The organism is Pseudomonas sp. LTGT-11-2Z (genome assembly GCF_003691445.1).
GTDB classification, from domain to species: Bacteria; Pseudomonadota; Gammaproteobacteria; order Pseudomonadales; family Pseudomonadaceae; genus Aquipseudomonas; species Aquipseudomonas monteilii.
In genome coordinates this window covers 3,658,185-3,678,015 of record NZ_CP033104.1, presented here as the reverse complement: position 1 = coordinate 3,678,015, position 19,831 = coordinate 3,658,185, and the positions used below count along the sequence as shown (strand labels likewise).

Sequence of the window (19,831 nt, the reverse complement as noted above, 5' to 3'; positions counted from 1 at the left end):
CTGAGAGGCGCGTAACATTTTGCTCCCCAAATCCATGGCGCGTTAACCGCCAGAAGGACCTCGGCCGCGCACAGCAAAAAGGCGCAGACCATGAGCACCCCTTTGGATACCAATGCCCTCAAAGCCCGTCAGCAAGCCGCCTGGGCCAGCGGTGACTACGCGGTAATCGGCACCACCCTGCAACTGGTTGGCGAGCGCCTGGCAGAAGCCTGTGACCTGCGCTGGGATGAGCAGGTGCTGGATGTTGCGGCCGGTAATGGCAACGCCACACTGGCGGCTGCCCGACGCGGTTGCCGCGTCACCTCCACCGACTATGTCCCCGAACTGCTAAAGCGTGGCGAAGAGCGGGCACGGGCCGAACACCTGAATGTGCTGTTTCAGGCTGCCGATGCTGAAGCGTTGCCGTTTGCCGATGGCACCTTCGATGCGGTGCTTTCCACGTTCGGTGTGATGTTTGCCCCTGATCAGGCCCAGGCCGCACGTGAGCTGGGGCGGGTATGCCGGCCCGGTGGTCGTATAGGCTTGGCCAACTGGACCCCGCAAGGTTTTGTCGGGCAGATGTTCAAGACCCTCGGGCGGCATGTGCCGCCCCCCGCCGGGGCCTTGCCGCCCTCGCGGTGGGGTGACGAGGAACAGTTGCGCGTGATGTTCGAAGGGGTGCTGGGTGAGCTGAATGTCAGTCGCCAGCACTTCAACTTCCGCTACCGCTCGGCGGCGCATTTCATCGAGGTTTTTCGTACCTGGTACGGGCCGGTGCACAAGGCGTTTGCTTCGCTGGATGCGGAGAAGGCCAGTGCTTTGGAGCGAGACCTTGCTCAGTTGCTGGATGACTGCAATGTGGGAGGGCCTTCATCGTTGGTGGTGCCCAGCGAATACCTTGAGGTGGTGATCATTCGCGGGCGGTAGCCGGCACACCTTCAAAAGCCTCGGCGGGTGGCGGTGCCGCGCGAACATTGAAGAGCTTGCAGATGAGGTACCAACAGATGGCGACGGTGAGGTTGTAGGGGAACAGCACGGCCCAGAAGGGCAGTTGCCAATTCTTCTTGCCCTGCATTTCACCAGGTTCTCCGGTTCGCCAAGGGGCGTAGTGGCGCCAGGCTTCAGCCGGGGTCAGGCAGATGGCATGCAGTGGCTTGTGCCACCAGTTGGGTTCGCCGGGTGGGGGGAGTTTGTCGGGGCCATGGGCCATGAAGTGGCGCAGGTATTCCCAGACTTCGGCGACGTGCCTGACGTCGGACTCGGTGGGTTCGTTGCTGTCGACCCAGAGGCAGTCTTTTTGGTGGAGGCTACCGTCTGCTCGGCGCGGGGCGAAGGCGAGGGCGTAGCTGGTGCTGAAGGATGAGCCGCCGTTTTCGGTGCGTTTGAAAAGGCCCCCTCCGGTGTTGCTCCACTCAAAGATGAATAGCTTGCTCAAGCGTTGATAGTAAATTTTCTGAGTTGATCGGTTGAAGCATATGCTCGATAAGCGCTTTATGAAATATATTCGATAGGCTAAGAATGGGAGGAAGATGAAAGGGGCAATCACATTGAGGATGATGAAGGTATAGCTAAAGGTGTATGGGTTCCAGGCATCGCTGGTTAGAAAATAAGGATAAGTGAAAATAATCAGTGCTATGGTCATTGCGCAGTACAGCTTTCCCATAAAAACTGAGTCGGTTACCCATGGGTTTCGCAGGCATAAAGTGCTTTTTGAACAGCTCAATAGCTGCCCGCCGATGGCGGGCTTGTACCCCGAGATTGAGGTCGAGTTGAATATCCAGATAGTTGCCATATTCAGCGCTCCAGGCGAAATATTGATTGGGTCTCATTGTCTTCGTCCAGCCCCTGATTGGCGCTGTAAGCTATTTGCAGTGAGACATGATTTTGGTTGGCTAGTGTGTTCTCGAAATGCAGAACCAAGCCAGCACCTACGATGTGGCTGGTCGGGGCGACTGGGAATACGTCCATTCCTTGGTCGTCACGGAGGGAACTCAAGCTTCCTGACCATTCGCTTACGCCTAGCCTAAAGCCAGGCAGCAGCACGGTGAATTCAACGGTTGTTTGAGGTGTGGCTACTTCGTTGTGTGTGATAGCGGTCCAGTTGGGCGGAGACCAGTGATCATTTCGATGCCATTTCGTGTCGACCTTAGTTATACCGAGTGATAGGGCCTGCTCAGCGGACAGTAGTTTGGGGCCGTAATGCTCGTTGTGCCAGGCTTTGACCTCAGCTTTTAGTGAGGCGTAAGCAGGCAGTTTTTTCTCATAGTCCAAGGTAATATCAGGACGCACCTCTCCGTCATTGATGCGATTACCGAAAATGCTGCGTGCGGCCCAAAGCTCAATGGGGCTGTGAAGGTGCTCGTGTGCCTTGGCGTGCAGGTACAGGCCTCCTGCAATGATGGCTACGCCCACGAGGACAAGGGCGGCTGCGGCCCATCCGGCAAAAGGCACTACTGACGTAGCGCCAGCAATGGCAAGTCCAGCCTCAAGGACGACAGCGGAACCAACAGCCATGGTAAAGCCACCAGTCAAAGTGTAATCGGCAGCTGCTTCATTACCGTTGGCTTTCTGACGTCTTGCTTTGAAGATGTCAGAAACTAAGCTGAATGCTATTGCCGGATAACCAGCTAAACGCGCAAACAGATTACTGCTTAGAAACTTGATAATTCCGTTGCCAAACGCCATCCCTGGTGCTGTCGAACTTAACCGCAGCATCACGGCCTTCTGCGTCGCCCTTACGCTGACCAGCGTCGCCGCTGCTGCACCGATCACCCCGAAAATCGACGAAGCAAAACCCAAGGTGTATTCCGGAGCATTGCTCTTTTGCAGGCTGTTGTAGGCCGTCTGGAGCGATATGATGTTGTACCACAGCATCCCTGCGTTCAAACCACCGCCTCCGCCCGAGGTGAGCATCCCGAGAAAGTTGGGTTTCACTCGCGCAGTGGTGGTCAGTTCTATCGAGACCGTCCGGCTCCCCGAAATGCGCAACTGCTTCATCTCCTCAACCTGCGCCATGCCACTCTTCAGGTACTTCTCCACCTCCTGGCTGAACGGGTTGTTCTTGATGGCCTGCCCGGTGATCCCGTAACGCGCTGCCAACAACCCCAGCGCTTTCTCTGCATTCGCTTCACGCGCCGCCAACAACACTTGCTGGCGCAGGCCATGGCTGGCATCCCAGCGGGTTTGCCCGCGCAGGCGTTTGAGCACCACGGTATTGACCGACTGGGCGGTAAGATAACGAATGGGCAGAATGGGGACGCGTGTGCTGCAGGCGGGGCCGGAGGTGGCGCTGCTGACGGAGGCGTTAGTCATGCACGCCTCCTTTTGCTTGCACGTGCCGGCAGTTCCTCAAACGCTTCAGGCGGTGGTGGTGCTGCGCGAACATTGAAGAGCTTGCAGATGAAGTACCAACAGATGGCGACGGTGAGGTTGTAGGGGAACAGCACGGCCCAGAAGGGCAGTTGCCAATTCTTCTTGCCCTGCATTTCACCAGGTTCGCCGGTTCGCCAAGGGGCGTAGTGGCGCCAGGCTTCAGCCGGGGTCAGGCAGATGGCATGCAGTGGCTTGTGCCACCAGTTGGGTTCGCCGGGTGGGGGGAGTTTGTCGGGGCCATGGGCCATGAAGTGGCGCAGGTATTCCCAGACTTCGGCGACGTGCCTGACGTCGGACTCGGTGGGTTCGTTGCTGTCGACCCAGAGGCAGTCTTTTTGGTGGAGGCTACCGTCTGCTCGGCGCGGGGCGAAGGCGAGGGCGTAGCTGGTGCTGAAGGATGAGCCGCCGTTTTCGGTGCGTTTGAAAAGGCCCCCTCCGGTGTTGCTCCACTCAAAGATGAATAGCTTGCTCAAGCGTTGATAGTAAATTTTCTGAGTTGATCGGTTGAAACATATGCTTGATAAGCGCTTTATGAAATATATTCGATAGGCTAAGAATGGTAGGAAGATGAAAGGTCCAATCACATTGAGGATGATAAAGGTATGGCTAAAAGTGTATGGATTCCAGGCTTCGCTGGTTAGCAGGTAAGGATAGAAAACAATAATCGATGCGATAATCATTGCGCAGTAGATTTTTCCCATGAACACAGAGTCTGTTATCCAAGGGTTTCTCAGGCATAAAATGTTTTCCGACAGGTTTAATAACTGTCCGGCAATAGCGGGTTTGTGTCCGGAGTCTGACATTGAATTGAATATCCAGATGGTTGCCATGGTTAACGCTCCAAACGGAAAATTGATAGGATCGCATGGTCTTCGTCCAATCCTTGGTTGGCGCTGTAAGTTAGATGCAGTGAGACATAATTTTGGTTGGCCAGTGTGTTCTCGAAATGCAGGACCAAGCCCGCACTTACGATGTGGCTGGTCGGGGCGATAGGGAATACGTCCATTCCTTGGTCGTCACGGAGGTTACTCAAGCTTCCTGACCATTCGCTTACCCCCAGCACAAAGCCAGGCAGCAGCACTGTGAACTCAACGGTTGGTTGAGGTGTGGCTACTTCATTATGGGTAATGGCTGTCCAGTTTGGAGGAGACCAGTGATTATTTTGATGCCATCGGGTGTCAACTTTAGATATCCCAAGCGATAACGCCTGCTCTGCGGATAGTAACTTTGGGCCGTAATGGTCGTTGTTCCAAGTTTTGACTTCCTCTTCTAGCGAGGCGAAAACGGGAAGCTTCTGCTCATAGTCCAAGGTGATGTCGGGGCGCACCTCTCCATCATTGTTGCGATTACCGAAAATACTACGTGCTGCCCAAAGCTCAATTGGGCTATGAAGGTGCTCATGTGCCTTGGCGTGTAGGTATAGCCCCCCTGCAATGATGGCTACTCCCACGAGGACCAAGGCAGCTGCAGCCCATCCGGCAAAGGGCACTAGCGTTGTAGCCCCAGCAATTGCAAGACCAGCTTCAAGAGCAACAATGGAGCCAGCAGCTACGCTTAGACCTCCAGCCAGTGTGTAATCGGCCGCCGCTCGATTACCGTTCGCTCTCTGACGCTTTGCCTTGAAGAAATCAGAAAACAGGCCGAATGCTATTGCCGGATAACCAACCAAGCGTGCAAACAGGTTGCTACTTAAGAACTTGATAATTCCGTTGCCAAACGCCATCCCCGGTGCTGTCGAACTTAACCGCAGCATCACGGCCTTCTGCGTCGCCCTTACGCTGACCAGCGTCGCCGCTGCTGCACCGATCACCCCGAAAATCGACGAAGCAAAACCCAAGGTGTATTCCGGAGCATTGCTCTTTTGCAGGCTGTTGTAGGCCGTCTGGAGCGATATGATGTTGTACCACAGCATCCCTGCGTTCAAACCACCGCCTCCGCCCGAGGTGAGCATCCCGAGAAAGTTGGGTTTCACTCGCGCAGTGGTGGTCAGTTCTATCGAGACCGTCCGGCTCCCCGAAATGCGCAACTGCTTCATCTCCTCAACCTGCGCCATGCCACTCTTCAGGTACTTCTCCACCTCCTGGCTGAACGGGTTGTTCTTGATGGCCTGCCCGGTGATCCCGTAACGCGCTGCCAACAACCCCAGCGCTTTCTCTGCATTCGCTTCACGCGCCGCCAACAACACTTGCTGGCGCAGGCCATGGCTGGCATCCCAGCGGGTTTGCCCGCGCAGGCGTTTGAGCACCACGGTATTGACCGACTGGGCGGTGAGGTCGGTGATGTCGGCCATGGCCGGGAAGCGACCGGCCAACCCTTCGATCACATTGTCGCTGGCGCCGAACAGGCTGCCGATCGAATCGGCCTTGTCCTTGAACGGGTTGAACGGCGCAAGGGCGGTGTACAGCGGGCTGTCGTCCCGGTCCAGCCACTGTTCCAGGCGTTTGAAGCGCCGGTCCAGCGCTTCGGCGCCCGGCGTCGGTTGGCCCATCGGGTGGATCAGCAGCGCCAGGGAGATTTCCAGGCCACGGGCGGACACGATTTCGTCGCGGTCGTAGCAGGCCAGGGCGGCGGCCAGGCTGTAGGGGTTGTCGATATGCTCGGGCTCGGCCGTCGCCAGCCAGGCGTCATGGTCGTTGCTGGCGTGCAAGGCCTGGTTGCGCAGGGCGGCCATCCGGCGTCCCAGCTCGTCGCGTTCGGCGAGGAAACGCCGGTATTTGTCCAGATCGAGGCGCTGTGCCAGGCGCGCGCCGTGGGGGGAGTAGTCCTTGTGGGTGAGGGCCTGGAAATGTGACTCGGCGGGCGACAGGGCGGGGCCCCGGCGCTCCGTGCCCAGCCGGAACGCGGCGAGTTCGGGCGAGGCAGCGTCGGCCGGGTACATACTCTCCAGCGTCTTGTTCAGCAGCATGGCCACCAGGTTGCGATGGTGAAAATCACGGCTCTGCGTGCTCAACTGTTCGGCATCCAGCTGGAAGCACGCCGGCACGCGTTCGTGCTCGGGCGGTTGGGCGGGTTTGGTGTGTTGCAGCTGCTCGGCGGGCATCAGGTCGCGCAGCTGGTGCTGGTAGGCCGACACCGACAGGCTCAGGTCCAGGGCCATGCCTTCGGCGTCGGCGAGGGCGACCACCACCGGCACTTTGGGTTGGGTCCAGGGATAGTGCCGGGCCACGGCGACGAGGTTGCCGATGGGCAAGGTGTCGGTGATCGGGTCGCTGCTCCAGCTCAACGGCATGCGCCGCTCGGTGGGCTTGAAGTCTTCGACCCAGGTTTGCAGGGCACTGACCGGCAAGACATGGGGCTGGGTCGAAGGTGCCCGGTTGCCGGCTATCAGTTCGGCCATGTCCAGCCGGCGCATGTGCCGTTTACGCAGGGCGGACGAGCCGGTGATGCGGGCGGTCATGGCGTTGGTCCACAGGTGCGGGCTGTAGCCGATCCACACCTCCTTGGCGGTATCGGGGCAGGTGTCGGCCCACACCCAGCCCATGGGGCGGCTGGAGAGGTAGCGGTCACGCCGGTGGTAGCCATCCAGCCCCTTGTAGAGCAGTTCCTTGTAGAGGCCCGCGCCGACGTACTCATGGATGACCAGCTTCTGGCCCAGAACGCCTTTCATGAACACGTAGACATAACCCGGGCGCAGTGCGCGAAGGGTATAGGCGCAGTGCTGCAGCGGGGCGAAGCCTTGTTCCAGGTTGAAGCCTGAGTCGGCGTAACGGCAGGCGGGTGCGTCAGCGGTGCGCGGCACGATGGCATAGCGGATGGGCAGAATGGGGACGCGTGCGCTGCAGGCAGGGCCGGAAGTGGCGCTGCTGACACTGTTGTCATTCATGGTTGGATTCCTTGCTTTTGACCAAGGCGTGCAGTTCGTACAGTCGGCCCTGTGGAGACTCCTCGAGGTTGGTGTAGATCTTCCCGGCCTGGTCATCGGTCATGAGCCACATGTGCCTGGCAATCAGCCTGATGAATTCCCCAGCGACTTCCTCATCGCGAAAGTTGAGGGCTTTCAGTTGCGGCAGCAGGCTTTCAATCCATTGCCTGATGTCGGCCAATGTGTGGGTGGCGTGCTGTGGCAGGGTTACCACCTCGTGTGCCAGCGTGAGCACGAAGTGCTCGTGCATGCCTGCTTGCAGTCGCTCAAGTTCAGGCCTGCGAAGTGAGAGCGGGGCTTGCGAAAAGGAACGTGCATGGGTCGGGCTACGCTCAAGCGACTTCCACGCGTGAGCTGGCCCCCAGTTGACTCGCCAGGCCAGCGAAGTCACAGGCCCGAGCCATGCATCCCGATGGTCTTCATCCAGTGCATCCAGCCAGGCCGCCAGGTGGTCCGGGTTGAACTGGTAAGTGGCCAGCCCCTGATCCGGAAGCGAAATTTGCACAAGGCTGGTGAAATGGTCTGCCAACTGGGCAAGGTCAATCTCGGCATCCAGCGCAATCACGCCGCCAATAGGCATCCAGGTGGAGATTGCATGGGCAAGCAATTCTGGTGCATCTGACACGGCTACCAGCAACGGCCCGAAGTCATGGCGTTCGTCCAGAGCGCTGCGCCTCCACAACCACGCATGCTGGCTGTTCAGGCTGACATCATTGATAAGCTCAAGCACCGAAGGGGCATAGGCGGGTACCAGCTCACCATTGGCAAGTATTCGGGTTATAGGCCGGTAGGCCCAGTGCTCGATCACGCGGCTTTCGAGCAGCAGAAAGCGAGCGTTCTTCCCGAAGTGCTCACTCGGTTGTGAGATTGTGGTTGTTGTACTCATTGGCCTGGCCCTCGCATACAGCGGCAGTCGGGCATGGCGCAGGTGCCATCGGCGCGGCGCCCGCACTGGCGCTCCAGAGGTTTGCCGGTGACCGGCGTGCCGCTGATTGAAAAGGGGTTGGTTGCCCCGTCTGCAGACTTGAGCATCTGACCGTTGATGCGAATCGTCGGGCTGTCCAGCGTGATGCCTGTCTCGTCGATCCGGATGGCGCCCCCAGGGCCCTGGATGATCACCGCTTCCGCTGTGCGAAGCTCATAGCGGCGTGTACGCCTGCGGATTTCTCCACGGGCTTCAAGCTCGGCAAGCCCTTCGACCTGCTGATTGAGGTTACCGCCGATATGGGTGTGGTGATTGGCGGTGATCCGGTCGTGGCGGTGATTACCGATGGTTTCAACGCGGTCCTTGGCAATATTGATGGTCTGATTGCGACCTATATCGAGCGCGGCGTCCTGGCCAATGGTGACGCGTTCATCATTGCCAACCGTTTCCGTGCGGTCACGGCCAATCAGAATGGTTTCGTCGTTACTGACCTGTTCATGGCGATCATTGCCCACCTGTGTCGTCTCGTCGTGCTTGACCACATTGTTCTGGTCTTTCTGGGCATGGATGAACACCTCTTCCTGGCCCAGTTCATCTTCAAAACGCAGTTCATTGAAGCCATCACCCTTGTGGGTCTGGCTTTTGATGGTCATGCGGGTCTTGTGCCGGGGCAGGTCGTAAGGCGGTAGCTGGTCACCGCAGTAGGTGCGGCCGGTGATCATCGGCTGGTCAGGGTCGCCGTTGACGTAATGGATGATCACGTCCTGGCCGATACGCGGGATAGCCATCGAGCCCCAGCTACCCCCGGCCCAGCCTTGAGATACCCGTACCCAGCATGAACTGAACGCGTTGTCCTGGCTTTCGCGGTCCCAGGGGAAGCTGACCTTCACCCGGCCCCATTCATCGCAATAGATTTCCTCACCTGGCGGCCCGACAACGGTCGCCATGTGGGGGCCATCAACCCGTGGCCTGGGCAGCGGGGCAGGGCGCCATTCAGTTCGGCCTGGTACCAGTAGCGCCTTTTGTTCGTAGCGTGTGCCTTGATTGGCACCGGCCGATTCTTCCTGCAGGCTGGTGAACTGGCTGCCTTCGTGGGTGACCGTGCTTGCCCGCCAGTGCACATTCAGGTCTTCCCGGGGGTGGCCGGTCAGGGTGAAACTCAGGCCCGGTTGCAGGCGTACATCGTCGCCTCGGACTTCGGCAATGCGTACGTCATGGCGCAGGGCGGTGATGCGGTTTTCGGTGAACGGCTTACCGACGGCGTCGCGCTTGTAGCGGCCGGGGTAGTCGAAGCACTCATAGTCCGTGGACTGGTGTTCCAGATGGGGCCCCGAGGCCCGATGCTCCTGGCGATAGGCCGGGTGGGTGAAGGTGTAATCGCGCTGAACCTGGCGTGCGGTTCGCACGTGTTCGCTGTAGCGCAAGTGTTGCAGACAAGGGGTGTGTCGGGTGCCCCCGCTGTTGGCGTGGTACAGCACGGTGTAAGGCCTGGCAGGTTTGTTACCCTCGACGAAGCCTTCGTCCTCATCCTCGCCATGGGCTATGTCGCACTCGATATGCCCCAATGTGAGCAGTCGGTCGGTGATGATCAGTTTGTGCTGCTTTTCAGTGTGCTCAAACCGATAGACCATGCCTTCTTCAGCAGCGATGCGGGCAAAGAAGTCGAGATCGGTTTCGCCAGCCTGTACGCAGAATTCCCGAACGTGGTAGTCGAAGCCGGTGCCGAATTGATAGTGGACGATACCTTGACGCTTGAGCATCAGTTCGAGAATTTGCGGGGCGGTCTTGTGCTGGAAGATGCGCCAGTTCGAGCGCAGCCTGGCGCGGGCCAGTTGGGGCTCGACCAAGGCATGGTAATAGGTACGGCAGAAGCCACTCTCACCCTGGCTGAAGCGGCTGACCAGGCCATGTATGTACCGTACGGGGCGTTCACCCTGCCAGATGGTGAACAGCACCGGTTTGTCGAGCAGGTGGCCGAAGTCGATGTCGTGTTCGAAGCTGATCAGCTCCAGGGTCAACGTAAACGGTTGGCTGAGTGCTTCCTCGAGCTTGAATGACACCACTTCGAACTCAGCGTTTCCAACGAGGGGCTGGAAGCTGTATCGCAAGTCGGATTGGCTGGGCATAAGCAGTCCTTGTCCTTCGCCTGAGACTTCGAAGAGCCCAGGCAGACCATGGCTGCCCGGGCTTTTCCGTTAGATCAGGCGATCGGTTTACGCCAATCGTCAGAGCCTTCGGTACCTGCGGTCACATGTGTCCAGGAGATCTTGCGGTATGACATGGCCACTTCGACCAGCTGCGTGTAATTCTCGTTTTTCTGATTCTGGGCATGCGGAAGGACGGTATTGATGTCCACGATGGTGGCGTCCTCCAGCTTGGTGGTGAAGAAGTGCTCCTGCTTGCCTTCCACTGAGGTGCGATACCAGTTCACTTCAACGACCGGCAGCATTTCGCCGCTGGCCAGGGCCTGGTACATCAGTGGTGTGGCTTTGTTCAATGAACTGGTGAAAACGAAGGGCTTATGCACCCTTTGGCCGGCAGGCTGGCCACTTTGCGGATCGGTGGGGACGGTTACCTGGTGCTTGATTTCCTGCACCAGAATTTCGTCTTCATGGCCCTCGACGAACACATTGCCGACGGAGTCGGACGTGAATGCACCTGCGGTGATGTTGCCTTGGGTCTTGCCTTCGATCTTGATGTAAGCGGGTGTTGGCATGGCAGTTTCTCCTGCGTCCATGTGGATTAGCACGCACACCACAGGTGGCGTGGCCATCGAAAACGATGGGCTTTTCAATGAGGCAGATGCCTCGCTATTGGGGTGAATTCGGTGGGTGCATGTAGCATTCGCCTACTGCTGCAGGATGGCGTTGAGCGACTCCAGTACTTCGGTGGTAATCAGGTGCAGGCGGTAGCTGTAGATGCCGTAGGCCACTGCCATGGCGATGGCGGAAATCACCAAAGGGCTCCACCAGGGCCATTGCCGGTTCATGCGGAAGTTGCGTGGGGCCACATTGGTGTAGGGGTCGCAGACTTCTTCAGGGGTGGGGCCACGCAGTTCGCGGATGATCCCGTGCAGTTGGTGAATCAGTGCAGTGACGGTTTCTTCACCTTTCGGCGCCAGCGCATACTTGCCCCTCAGCCCAAGGCAAAGGGCGAAGTACATGAACTCCAGCACGTCCTGATAACGCTTGGGCTCCTGCATCAGGCGCGAGATCACGGTGAAGATCTTTTCTCCGCCCCAGGTCTCGTCGTGGAAGATGCTCAGCAAGGGTTCCTGGCTCCAGCAGCTGCTTTTGCCCCAGGGCCGCTCCATGACAGCTTCGTCGATGAACAGGCACAGGCCGTAGGTATACGCCAGCAGCTGAGCAGGCTCGTATCCGTGCTGGCGCATTTCTTCCTGAATGTTGTCGATCTGGTTGCGCACTTGCTGGTGCACATCTTTGATATTTGGCAATTCGTCCAGCGTACGCAGGCGTATGACTAAGCCAAACAGCGGTGATGCGGCATCCAGCATCAGGTTGGCGAACCCGCCCCGCAGTTGAAACTGCGGGTCGGCGGGATAGCCTTCGTAAACAGGCTCAGGCTTTTGCGCAGAGGCTTGTGCGTTGGCCGGCGCGGCCTGGTCGTCGGGTGCTGACGGTTTAAGGGATGTAGTCAGCTGACTGACTTCAGCGCTTGTTGCATCGGTGCGGGTAGTCGTGTCATCTGCCATATCACTGACTCCTGATCGCCCAGAACTGCAGTTCGAGGCCCGGGAATTCGCCCGCAATGTGGAGACCAAAGCCATTGGCCTCGGCCATGCACGCCCAGGCCGGGTCGCGCCTGTTCACTTCGAAGTAACTGAAGCCCGCGTGAAAAGGCAGGTCGCGCGGCGCCACCGGCAAAGGCAACAAGGGGATGCCCGGCAGTTGCAGCGGCACCAGGTCGTACAGCGACTCCAGTGAGGTGATCTTGGCTTTCTGGATGAACATCTGGCGCAACACCTGCGGTGGCAGGTCGGCGCGCACGGCAAGGATGAAGTCGGCTTCGTCGATCAGACGGCGGTCTTCCAGCCTGGTCGTCATCACACCGAACGCTTCGTTCACCAGCGGCAGTGAAACGGCGCGCGGCTGCAGGACGGTGCTCAGGGCGCGGCGCAAGGTGTCTTCCAGCGGCTTGAACGAAGTACGCAGCGCCGTGTGGTGGTACGCGGGGTAATCTTGCGGGAGCCTGTTTTCGTCGGTGAACGTGACAAACTCGCCACAGGCCTGGCTCATGCACAGGTAAAGCTGCTCGGGATGCGTTTGCGCTTGCCGGGCCAGGTGCTGAAAGCACGGCCACCAGCGGTTCATGGCCTGCAGCAGGTTGAAGTCGCGAATGTCGGCGATACCGGACTGGCCCGAGGCGCCAATACGCTTGGCAAGGCCTCGCGCTCGCTCGCGCAGGGTGTTGGTCATTTCGTCTAGGAACCGCTGCAGTGCCGGCACCGCTCGCACCGACACGCTGGTGGGGTAGAAGGTTTCGTCCAGTTGCAGGCTGCCGTCGGGGCGCCGCTCCAGGATGCGTGCCATGGCCAGGCGTGTGTAGGCACTGCTGTCTTCAGCCTTGCGTTTTAGCTGCAGGTTGGGCATGGCAAGGTCTACCTGTACCAGGTCACCGTCCGCAGAATGGGTGTCCTTGATCTCCTGTGGCTGGGCGGTGTAGCGGAAGTTGGCGGCATTGTCGGGCCAGCTCACTTCGCAGCCGCCCTCGGTGCGCAGCGGCAGGCACAGATACACCTCGCTGTCCTTGCACGCGTCGTCGTCGATTTCCAGCGGTGGCGGCGGCGGCAGGTCGGCGGGGATGTCGAACACCGTGCCGTCCGGCATGACGCCCCGCGCCCGGGTGATGGCAATCTTGCCCAGGCTCAGGTACTCGTCGTTCAGCTGTAGCTCGCTAAAGCCGTAGAAGGCTGCGTTCAGGCTGGCAAGGCGCTGGTGGAGGGCTGCTTCACCCGCCCGGGCTGCTTGCTGGAAATGCTGTGGTTTTACGAACAGGCCTTCGGGCCAAAGAACGGGATTGCGTGAACTCATGGGCACTCCGTGTCAGCGTGAGTAAGCGGGAAGGGCAAAGGGGAGTAGACGTGTCATCAATCTTCTTCCTTGAGCACGATGTGCGTGTCGTTTACCAACACCGACAGCATGATCTGGCGGCCACGCGGCGGAATGCGCAGCACTTGCCGCCAGCTGGCGTCCTCAAGGCCTCGGTAGTCGGCAATCACCGCCACGAAACGGGTTTCGGCATGGATGGGTTCGAACGGGATGTACTTGAACTGGCCAGGGTGCAGTAGGTAATCGTCATCACGGATGTAGGTACTGCGCAGGGCTTTGGCCGGGTCCTGGTCCAGCAACTGGTACACGGTGTTACGCAGTAGCGAGTCGTCGCGCAGCTGCAGGATCTTGATGGCAATCGGCGTGGCGACGGGTTCCGAGGCCACGGTTGTGGTGTGCGGCAAGGTCAACGTTACGGTCGGGTCGTCGTAGCTGCCGGGGGTGCTCTCTTCCAGAGGAGAGCGAGCCGGTTCATCGTTGCCTTCCTCGTCCACCTCGACGGGGGACATGGCTGGAAACAGCTCGTGCAGGTACTCCAGTAGGGTCACGATCTTTTCCGTCAGTGCATAAGGGTCGCCCGCACTCAGGGTGACGGCGTAGGGGCTGGGCTCCAGGGTGCTGTGCTGTTCTTCGGCCGCTACCTCAAGGCTGTTCGGATTACCATTGAGGGTAGGGCTCGCGTTGATGCTGAACGCAACTTGGGTCGGGTGATCCTTCGGCGGCCCGATGGGCAACGTGTGGTCCATGGCAACTTGGCCCATCCTGCTTAACGAGGTGCAGCCGGCACCCCCGAACATTGCAACCAGCAGGGCCGCGACCAGCAACGGTTGGCGGGTCATGGGCGGTCTCCGGCAATCAGCCGCAGCAGCGGGCTCGACGGGGAAGCCTCTGACTCAGCGGCTGCATCCAGCGCTGCCAAGGGATCGTTGCCCATGGTGGGCTCGAAGGCCGAGCAGATCTCGGCAGCCGGTTGCGTAGCAGAGGGTTCGATCGGCCAAGAGGCTGCTGTTTCTTCGGCGATCAGGCGGTCGAGTACCCTCTGATCCGGATAGAACATGTCCTCTAGCGAACGCGTGGCGGCGGGGTCCTGGGCGTACTGAACCTGTAGCCGATAAGCACCCACCCGAAGCTGGTCGCCTTCAAGCAGGCGTCTGGGTGGGTATGCACCCAGGCTGGTGGCGCTGCCATTCAGATAGGTGCGCTGGCAGTGATCGATCACACAGAAGCTGCCTTCTATCCAGCGGATTTCGCAGTGGATGGGCGCAACGCTCTGATTAGGATCGTCGAGCTGCCAGCTTGTCTGTCCGCTGCCAATGGTTCCGCCCTTGCAATCGAATCGGTGCCTGGCGATAACGCCATGTCGCAGTTGGTCCAGGTTGATGATGCTCACGGTCAATGTGTTCATGAGCGCCCCCTGAACCGTACAACGGGACTGATCTGGCCATGCCGGTCGTCGATGAAGCTGGTCCAGCCCAGGTAGGCGCCCTGGCTACGGCGCAAGCAGAAGGGTGACAGCGCGTTCTGCTTCAGGCGCAGCTCCAGGTCGTAGGCAAGGCCGTCACGCAGCAGAACGTCGATCAATGCACGCAAACGGCCGAAGTTGATGCCGCTGGGTAGCAGGTCCCGCAGTTGCGCCTGGTCGAGTTCGCTGATCACGATGGTGAACTTGCTGCTGCGTGTGCGTGTACGGCTGCCGATCATGAACGTGCTGCCCAGCTGGCCGTTGGCGCGCCCCAGGCTTACGCGTTGCCCGGCCGCAGTGGGTACCGAGCGGGTTTCAAATTCGCGGATCTGCACATGCTTGAGGTCGAAGCAGTGCGCAATGATGCCGGCCACGGTGCCTGGCGCACGGCTGCGGCTGGCGATGACCCCGGCAAAACTGAGCAGGCGGCTCCAGGGCAGTGCCGTATCCCCTCGCAGTTGCTTGTCGTTAAGCCCCAGCAGGGCAAAAACGTACTGCGAGAACCCGTCACGGGCACCCGGCTGGAAGCGGATGTAGTACCGGTATTTGCGCCAGCTGCGGTGCAACAGGCTGAGCAGGTAGTGGTTGAAAAAGTCGAAGAATGCCGGCCGTACACCGATGCCTTGCGCATGTTCATAGGCCACCTGCTCCAGGTAATAGGTGGGCAATGGTGAATCGGTACCGTGTAACCCGAGGAACGTGGCAACGACCCGGTAGCGCGCCTCTTCGTGGGGCATGCGTTGAGCTTTGTAAACGTCCGATACGGGAAAGGTCAGCCGTGGGTCACAGGCCAGGCGCACGCGCAACCGGGTTGCCTCGTCAGGCCAACGGGGTTCCAGATCGTCGCCATGCAGCCCATGCAGCCGCTCCAGCAACTGGAAGAAGTTGTACTGGTGCGCCTCGGCGAGCAGTCTGTCGGCTAGATCAGCGGTTGTTTGCCGGTCTGTATTGGCCATGTGTAGTGCTCGTTGTTGGTGATGTTGATCACTTCCAGCTGATGGAAGGAATTGATGCTGGCGTACAAGGCAAAGAAGTGGGCAAGCACGCAACTGAACAGGTACAGGTCGCCTTCGCAGAGGAAGGCGGCCTGGTCCAGCTTCAGCCGAGTGTGCAGGCCGCGAATGGGTTGCCCCTTGATTAGCCAGTCCATGGGCTGTGTATGAATATCGCGCATGCCGTCCAGGCGCTTCTGGGTGGTACGCGCCTGCTGAATGTCGTGCAGGGCGACGAAGTCGTAGGCGCGGATCACCGCTTTGAGCGGCTCGACCGAGAGCAGGGACAGGTAGTTGAGCGACATGTTGGAAATCAATGCCCATTGCAACTGGCCGTCCAGCACCGGGCGACAAGGGCGGGTGGGCTTGCAGATGTTGGTGTAGGTGGCCAGTGGCGGCGTAAATTCGGTACGCGCGTTGATGTCACCAATGCCCAACGCCAGCGGCAGGTCTCGATTGGTGCATGTCAGGTCGATGGACGCGGTTTCCAGCTCGCCGATATAGCTGTTGGCATCGGCACGGACGAAGGCGATGCGGTGCGTGACGCCATCGCCGCGCAGGCACGCCTCCAACTGGTAGCGGTAGTACAGCGCAGTGCGTCCTTGAACGTGCTCGATTTCATGGGCGAACGATTCAAAGGGACGGAAAGTTCGCAGGTGCTCACCGACACTCCCGTCGGTCGTCGTGCGGGTGCTGATGACCTGGTCGACACTGAAAATTTCGTAACTGTACGGCTCCGCTCCCTTGGGTTTCAGTGGGACCAAGGCGTCCTCGCTGGACAAGTCGATGGGCTCGGCACTGTGCTGGAACAAGTTGACTGCAGGGGCGCAGAACAAACTGAAATCTGCGTTGCTGACACGCAGTGTGTCGGGTAGCTGGCGCGTGAAGTGAAACTCGAGGCTTACCGTCAGGCTGTCATGCGCTGGCCAGGCTTTATCCAGCCCGGTAACGCTGAAAAAGTGGAAGCGCTGGGGGAAGACAAAGTACTCCTGTAGGATCCGGTAGCCATCAAAGACGTTCTGCGGGTAGGGCAGCAAGGCTTCGTCGGGGCTAAATCCCGGGAAGGAGATGCTGCCGGCCGGCAGCCGACGAACTTCACCCTTGACGATCACGTTGATGTGCTTGAGGTATTGAGAAACCCACAGGTACAACGTGCGGGCGGTGTGAATATCACCACTGAGGTAAAAGTCGAGGCTGGAGCAGCCCAGGCTGTTCAGTGGCCGCTCGACCAGTGCCTGCAGGCCGATGCGGATCGTCGCGTTTTCGAGTGTCTGGGTTGCACTCACCGTGTCGATCTTGAACGGATGAATGTTCACCGCAGTGCACGTGCGGAACTCGCAGGCTACGCCGTCCACGGGTTCCGAGCACAACCTCGATCCCTTCGGAATGTGCTGTGACTGACTGAGGGACTGCTTGACCGGGGTGAACTGGATGATCGTCGCGCTGGGCAGGGGCCGCAGGTAATTGGGCCACAGCAACTGCAGCATGGGGTGAGTCAGCTCCGGTAGGTCGTCTTCCAGTTTGAGCCGCAGTTTGGCCGTCAGGAATGCAAAGGCTTCCATCAGGCGTTCGACATCGGGGTCACAGGCACCTGTGCCAAGCAGTCTTGCAAGTTGCGGGTTGTCCTTGGCGAAGTCGCTCCCCAGTTCGTGCAGGTAACGCAGCTCTTCGCTGAAACGGTCTTTCAGTGACATCGGTCACCTCACTCGGGTGTAGCGGTTGTGCCCGTTGACCAGCAGCTCGAGTTGCAGCTGCTCTGCGTGGTTGTTGACCTGCACCTGGCAATCGAGCCTGAAATGCAGCTCCAGCGGGGCATGGGTATCGGGCACTGCCTTGAGCGTGCGTATCTGGATACGTGGTTCGAAGCGCTGGAGGGTGCGGCGAATATCCGCGCTCACTTGTACGAGCAAGTCGCCGCGGTTCACGTCATGCCCGTTGAAGTCACGCAAGCCCAGCTCAGGACTGCTCTGAGAGCAACCCTGGCGGGCGTTGAGCAGCGTTTCGAGATGGCGCTTGATGGTGGCGAACGTGTGCGCAGCGCTTTCCTGTCGAGTGGCCTGCGGACGGGTACTCTGATCCACCGTCAAGCGTTCAAAAAAACCACTCATTGCGTATCGAGCCGCCCGACCAGAGAGATCTCGAAGTTCGCGCCCATGTACTTGAAGTGCGGACGCACGGCGATCGAAACCTGGTACCAGCCTGGGTCACCGGCAACATCCGAGACCTCAATACGGGCGGCACGTAGCGGCCGGCGGCTGCGAACGTCGGCAGACGGGTTTTCCTGGTCGGCGACATACTGCTTGATCCACTTGTTCAGCTCGGACTCAAGGTCTCGGCGTTCCTTCCAGCTGCCGATCTGTTCGCGTTGCAGCACTTTGATGTAGTGGGCCAGGCGGTTGACGATGAACAGGTAGGGCAGCTGGGTTCCCAGCTTGTAGTTGGTCTGTGCCTGCAGCCCTTCGGGGGTTTTAGGGAAGTTCTTGGGTTTTTGCACCGAGTTGGCTGAGAAGAACGCTGCATTGTCACTGTCTTTACGCATGGTCAGGGCGATGAAGCCCTCTTCGGCGAGCTCGAACTCCTTGCGATCGGAAATCAGCACCTCGGTAGGAATCTTGGCCTGCAATTGCCCCAGTGACTCGTACAGGTGGACTGGCAGGTCTTCGACCGCACCACCCGATTGCGGGCCGATGATGTTCGGGCACCAGCGGTAGCGGGCGAAGCTGTCGTTGATGCAACTGGCCAGCAGGAAGGCGGAATTGCCCCACAGGTAGTGGTCATGCCGCCCGGCGATGTCTTCGTTGTAATTGAAGCTCTCGATTGGCTTTTCTTGCGGGTGGTAGGCGGAGCGCAGCATGAAGCGCGGTCCGGTCAGCGCGACATGACGGGCGTCTTCACTTTCGCGAAAAGCGCGCCACTTGGCATGACGTGGGCCGGCGAAGAGGTCTTTTATTTCCTTGAGGTTGGGCAACTCTTCAAAGCTGCTCAAGTTGAAGAACTCGGGGGAAGGTGCGGCCAGGAAGGGCGCGTGGGACATGGCACCTACGGAGGCCATGTAACTCAAAAGTTTGATGTCCGCAGAGGCGGGGCCAAAGTTGTAGTTACCTACCATGGCCGCAACCGGCTCTCCCCCGAACTGGCCGTACCCGGCGGTGTAAACATGTTTGTAGAGGCCGCTGCAGGTAATGTCTGCTGCATTTTCGAAGTCGTCGAGCAAGTCCTCTTTGCTGATGTGCAAAATTTCGAGCTTGATGTTCTCCCTGAAGTTCGTGCGGTCGACCAGAAGTTTCAGGCTACGCCATGAGGATTCAAGCCGCTGGAACTCGGGTTGGTGCAAAATGGCGTCCATCTGTTTGCCGAGAACCCGGTCAACCTCTGCAATCATCTGATCGACCCGGTGCTTGTTGATCAGTTGATCCGGGTCGTTGCTTTTGAGGATTTCGGCGATGAAGGCAGATACGCCCTGCCTGGCAACCTGATAGCCCTCCTGCGTAGGTACCAGTTTGGTTTCTGCCATGATCTGGTCGAGCAAAGTGCCATTGCCCAATGTGTCTATGGTTGCGTCTGTGGTGACGGTGGTGGTGTTTGGCTTAGGCATGGGGACGCTCCGTTGTCTCAGTCTTTTTCTGGCGCTTCAGGTACCAGGTCCAGTTCTAGTGCGAGCTGTTTACGGGCTTGCTCGTTGTTCAGCAGGTGTTGCAGTTGCTTGCGGAAGGCCGGGACGTTGCCAAGCGGGCCTTTCAGGGCAACCAGCGCTTCGCGCAGTTCCAGCAGCTTGTTCAGCTCGGGTACCTGCCGCGCGATACGGTCCGGCCCGAAATCGTTGATGGACCTGAACTGCAGATGGACCGCCAGCTCGGCATCCGGGGCTGCACTGAGCACGGAAGGCACAGATACCGCCAGGCTCACGTTGGCGTCGTTCAACACGCTGTTGAACGTGTGTTTGTCGACACGCATCACCTGGCGGTCCTCGAGCGCGCGATCTTCATCCAGGCCGAAGTCGCCCAGTACCAGCATTTTGTGGGGCAGCTCCACCTCAGCTTGCTCATCGCTCGTAGCGGGGACGTATTTGATATTGACGCGTTCTTTAGGCGCGACAGAACCCGTATTTCTAGACATCGGTACGTAACTCCCTGTTGGTTTGTAGGATGTTTAATTTTGGGCTTTGTTTAA

Annotated in this window: 16 protein-coding genes and 1 pseudogene; 1 reads left to right on the top strand and 16 read right to left on the bottom strand. The window is 59.1% G+C overall.

Annotated elements, in window-relative coordinates:
- Positions 1-90 precede the first annotated feature (90 nt).
- Positions 91-906, top strand: coding sequence for a class I SAM-dependent methyltransferase (locus D8767_RS17130; RefSeq protein ID WP_016715738.1), 816 nt, complete (start codon positions 91-93; stop codon positions 904-906).
- On the opposite strand, the gene D8767_RS17125 is transcribed toward D8767_RS17130, so the two are convergent.
- The 16 genes and pseudogenes from D8767_RS17125 to tssB form a co-directional block, all read right to left on the bottom strand.
- The gene (locus D8767_RS17125) at positions 890-1,771 is read right to left on the bottom strand and encodes a DUF6708 domain-containing protein (RefSeq protein WP_122048345.1); all 882 of its coding nucleotides are present in this window, start codon (positions 1,769-1,771) and stop codon (positions 890-892) included. The genes D8767_RS17130 and D8767_RS17125 overlap by 17 nt on opposite strands.
- 2 nt (positions 1,772-1,773) lie before the next feature.
- Positions 1,774-3,213 (bottom strand): annotated as a pseudogene (locus D8767_RS17120) (hypothetical protein); the annotation flags it as partial.
- 74 nt (positions 3,214-3,287) lie between these two features.
- Positions 3,288-4,181 carry a DUF6708 domain-containing protein gene (locus D8767_RS17115; RefSeq protein WP_122048344.1) on the bottom strand — a complete coding sequence of 298 codons (894 nt, stop codon included), beginning with the start codon at positions 4,179-4,181 and terminating at the stop codon, positions 3,288-3,290.
- Between the two features lie 2 nt (positions 4,182-4,183).
- Positions 4,184-7,174, bottom strand: coding sequence for a T6SS effector BTH_I2691 family protein (locus D8767_RS17110; RefSeq protein WP_122048343.1), 2,991 nt, complete (start codon positions 7,172-7,174; stop codon positions 4,184-4,186).
- On the bottom strand, positions 7,167-8,099 hold the full coding sequence (locus D8767_RS17105) for a DUF4123 domain-containing protein (protein ID WP_029380311.1): 933 nt from the start codon (positions 8,097-8,099) through the stop codon (positions 7,167-7,169). Before D8767_RS17105 ends, D8767_RS17110 begins: the two co-directional genes overlap by 8 nt.
- Positions 8,096-10,264 (bottom strand): type VI secretion system Vgr family protein, encoded by a 2,169-nt coding sequence (locus tag D8767_RS17100; protein WP_016714375.1) that lies wholly within the window; start codon positions 10,262-10,264, stop codon positions 8,096-8,098. The genes D8767_RS17105 and D8767_RS17100 overlap by 4 nt, the downstream gene beginning before the upstream one ends.
- Positions 10,265-10,338: 74 nt before the next feature.
- On the bottom strand, positions 10,339-10,854 hold the full coding sequence (locus D8767_RS17095; protein ID WP_016714374.1) for an Hcp family type VI secretion system effector: 516 nt from the start codon (positions 10,852-10,854) through the stop codon (positions 10,339-10,341).
- A 132-nt stretch (positions 10,855-10,986) separates the two neighbouring features.
- Positions 10,987-11,850 carry a type IVB secretion system protein IcmH/DotU gene (gene icmH, locus D8767_RS17090; RefSeq protein WP_016714373.1) on the bottom strand — a complete coding sequence of 288 codons (864 nt, stop codon included), beginning with the start codon at positions 11,848-11,850 and terminating at the stop codon, positions 10,987-10,989.
- A gap of 1 nt (position 11,851) precedes the next feature.
- On the bottom strand, positions 11,852-13,189 hold the full coding sequence (gene tssK / locus D8767_RS17085) for a type VI secretion system baseplate subunit TssK (protein ID WP_016714372.1): 1,338 nt from the start codon (positions 13,187-13,189) through the stop codon (positions 11,852-11,854).
- Positions 13,190-13,245: 56 nt separating this feature from the next.
- A complete protein-coding gene (gene tssJ / locus D8767_RS17080; RefSeq protein ID WP_016714371.1) occupies positions 13,246-14,046 on the bottom strand; it encodes a type VI secretion system lipoprotein TssJ in 801 nt (266 codons plus the stop codon).
- Positions 14,043-14,612, bottom strand: a complete 570-nt coding sequence (locus D8767_RS17075) for an FHA domain-containing protein (protein WP_016714370.1) — start codon at positions 14,610-14,612, stop codon at positions 14,043-14,045. The genes tssJ and D8767_RS17075 overlap by 4 nt, the downstream gene beginning before the upstream one ends.
- Complete coding sequence (tssG, locus tag D8767_RS17070) at positions 14,609-15,625, bottom strand: type VI secretion system baseplate subunit TssG (RefSeq protein ID WP_016714369.1); 1,017 nt, start codon at positions 15,623-15,625, stop codon at positions 14,609-14,611. The genes D8767_RS17075 and tssG overlap by 4 nt, the downstream gene beginning before the upstream one ends.
- Complete coding sequence (gene tssF, locus D8767_RS17065; protein ID WP_016714368.1) at positions 15,589-17,355, bottom strand: type VI secretion system baseplate subunit TssF; 1,767 nt, start codon at positions 17,353-17,355, stop codon at positions 15,589-15,591. Before tssF ends, tssG begins: the two co-directional genes overlap by 37 nt.
- A 3-nt stretch (positions 17,356-17,358) precedes the next feature.
- Positions 17,359-17,769 carry a type VI secretion system baseplate subunit TssE gene (tssE, locus tag D8767_RS17060; RefSeq protein WP_016714367.1) on the bottom strand — a complete coding sequence of 137 codons (411 nt, stop codon included), beginning with the start codon at positions 17,767-17,769 and terminating at the stop codon, positions 17,359-17,361.
- The gene (gene tssC, locus D8767_RS17055; RefSeq protein ID WP_016714366.1) at positions 17,766-19,256 is read right to left on the bottom strand and encodes a type VI secretion system contractile sheath large subunit; all 1,491 of its coding nucleotides are present in this window, start codon (positions 19,254-19,256) and stop codon (positions 17,766-17,768) included. Before tssC ends, tssE begins: the two co-directional genes overlap by 4 nt.
- Before the next feature lie 17 nt (positions 19,257-19,273).
- On the bottom strand, positions 19,274-19,777 hold the full coding sequence (tssB, locus tag D8767_RS17050; RefSeq protein WP_028699986.1) for a type VI secretion system contractile sheath small subunit: 504 nt from the start codon (positions 19,775-19,777) through the stop codon (positions 19,274-19,276).
- Positions 19,778-19,831 lie beyond the last annotated feature (54 nt).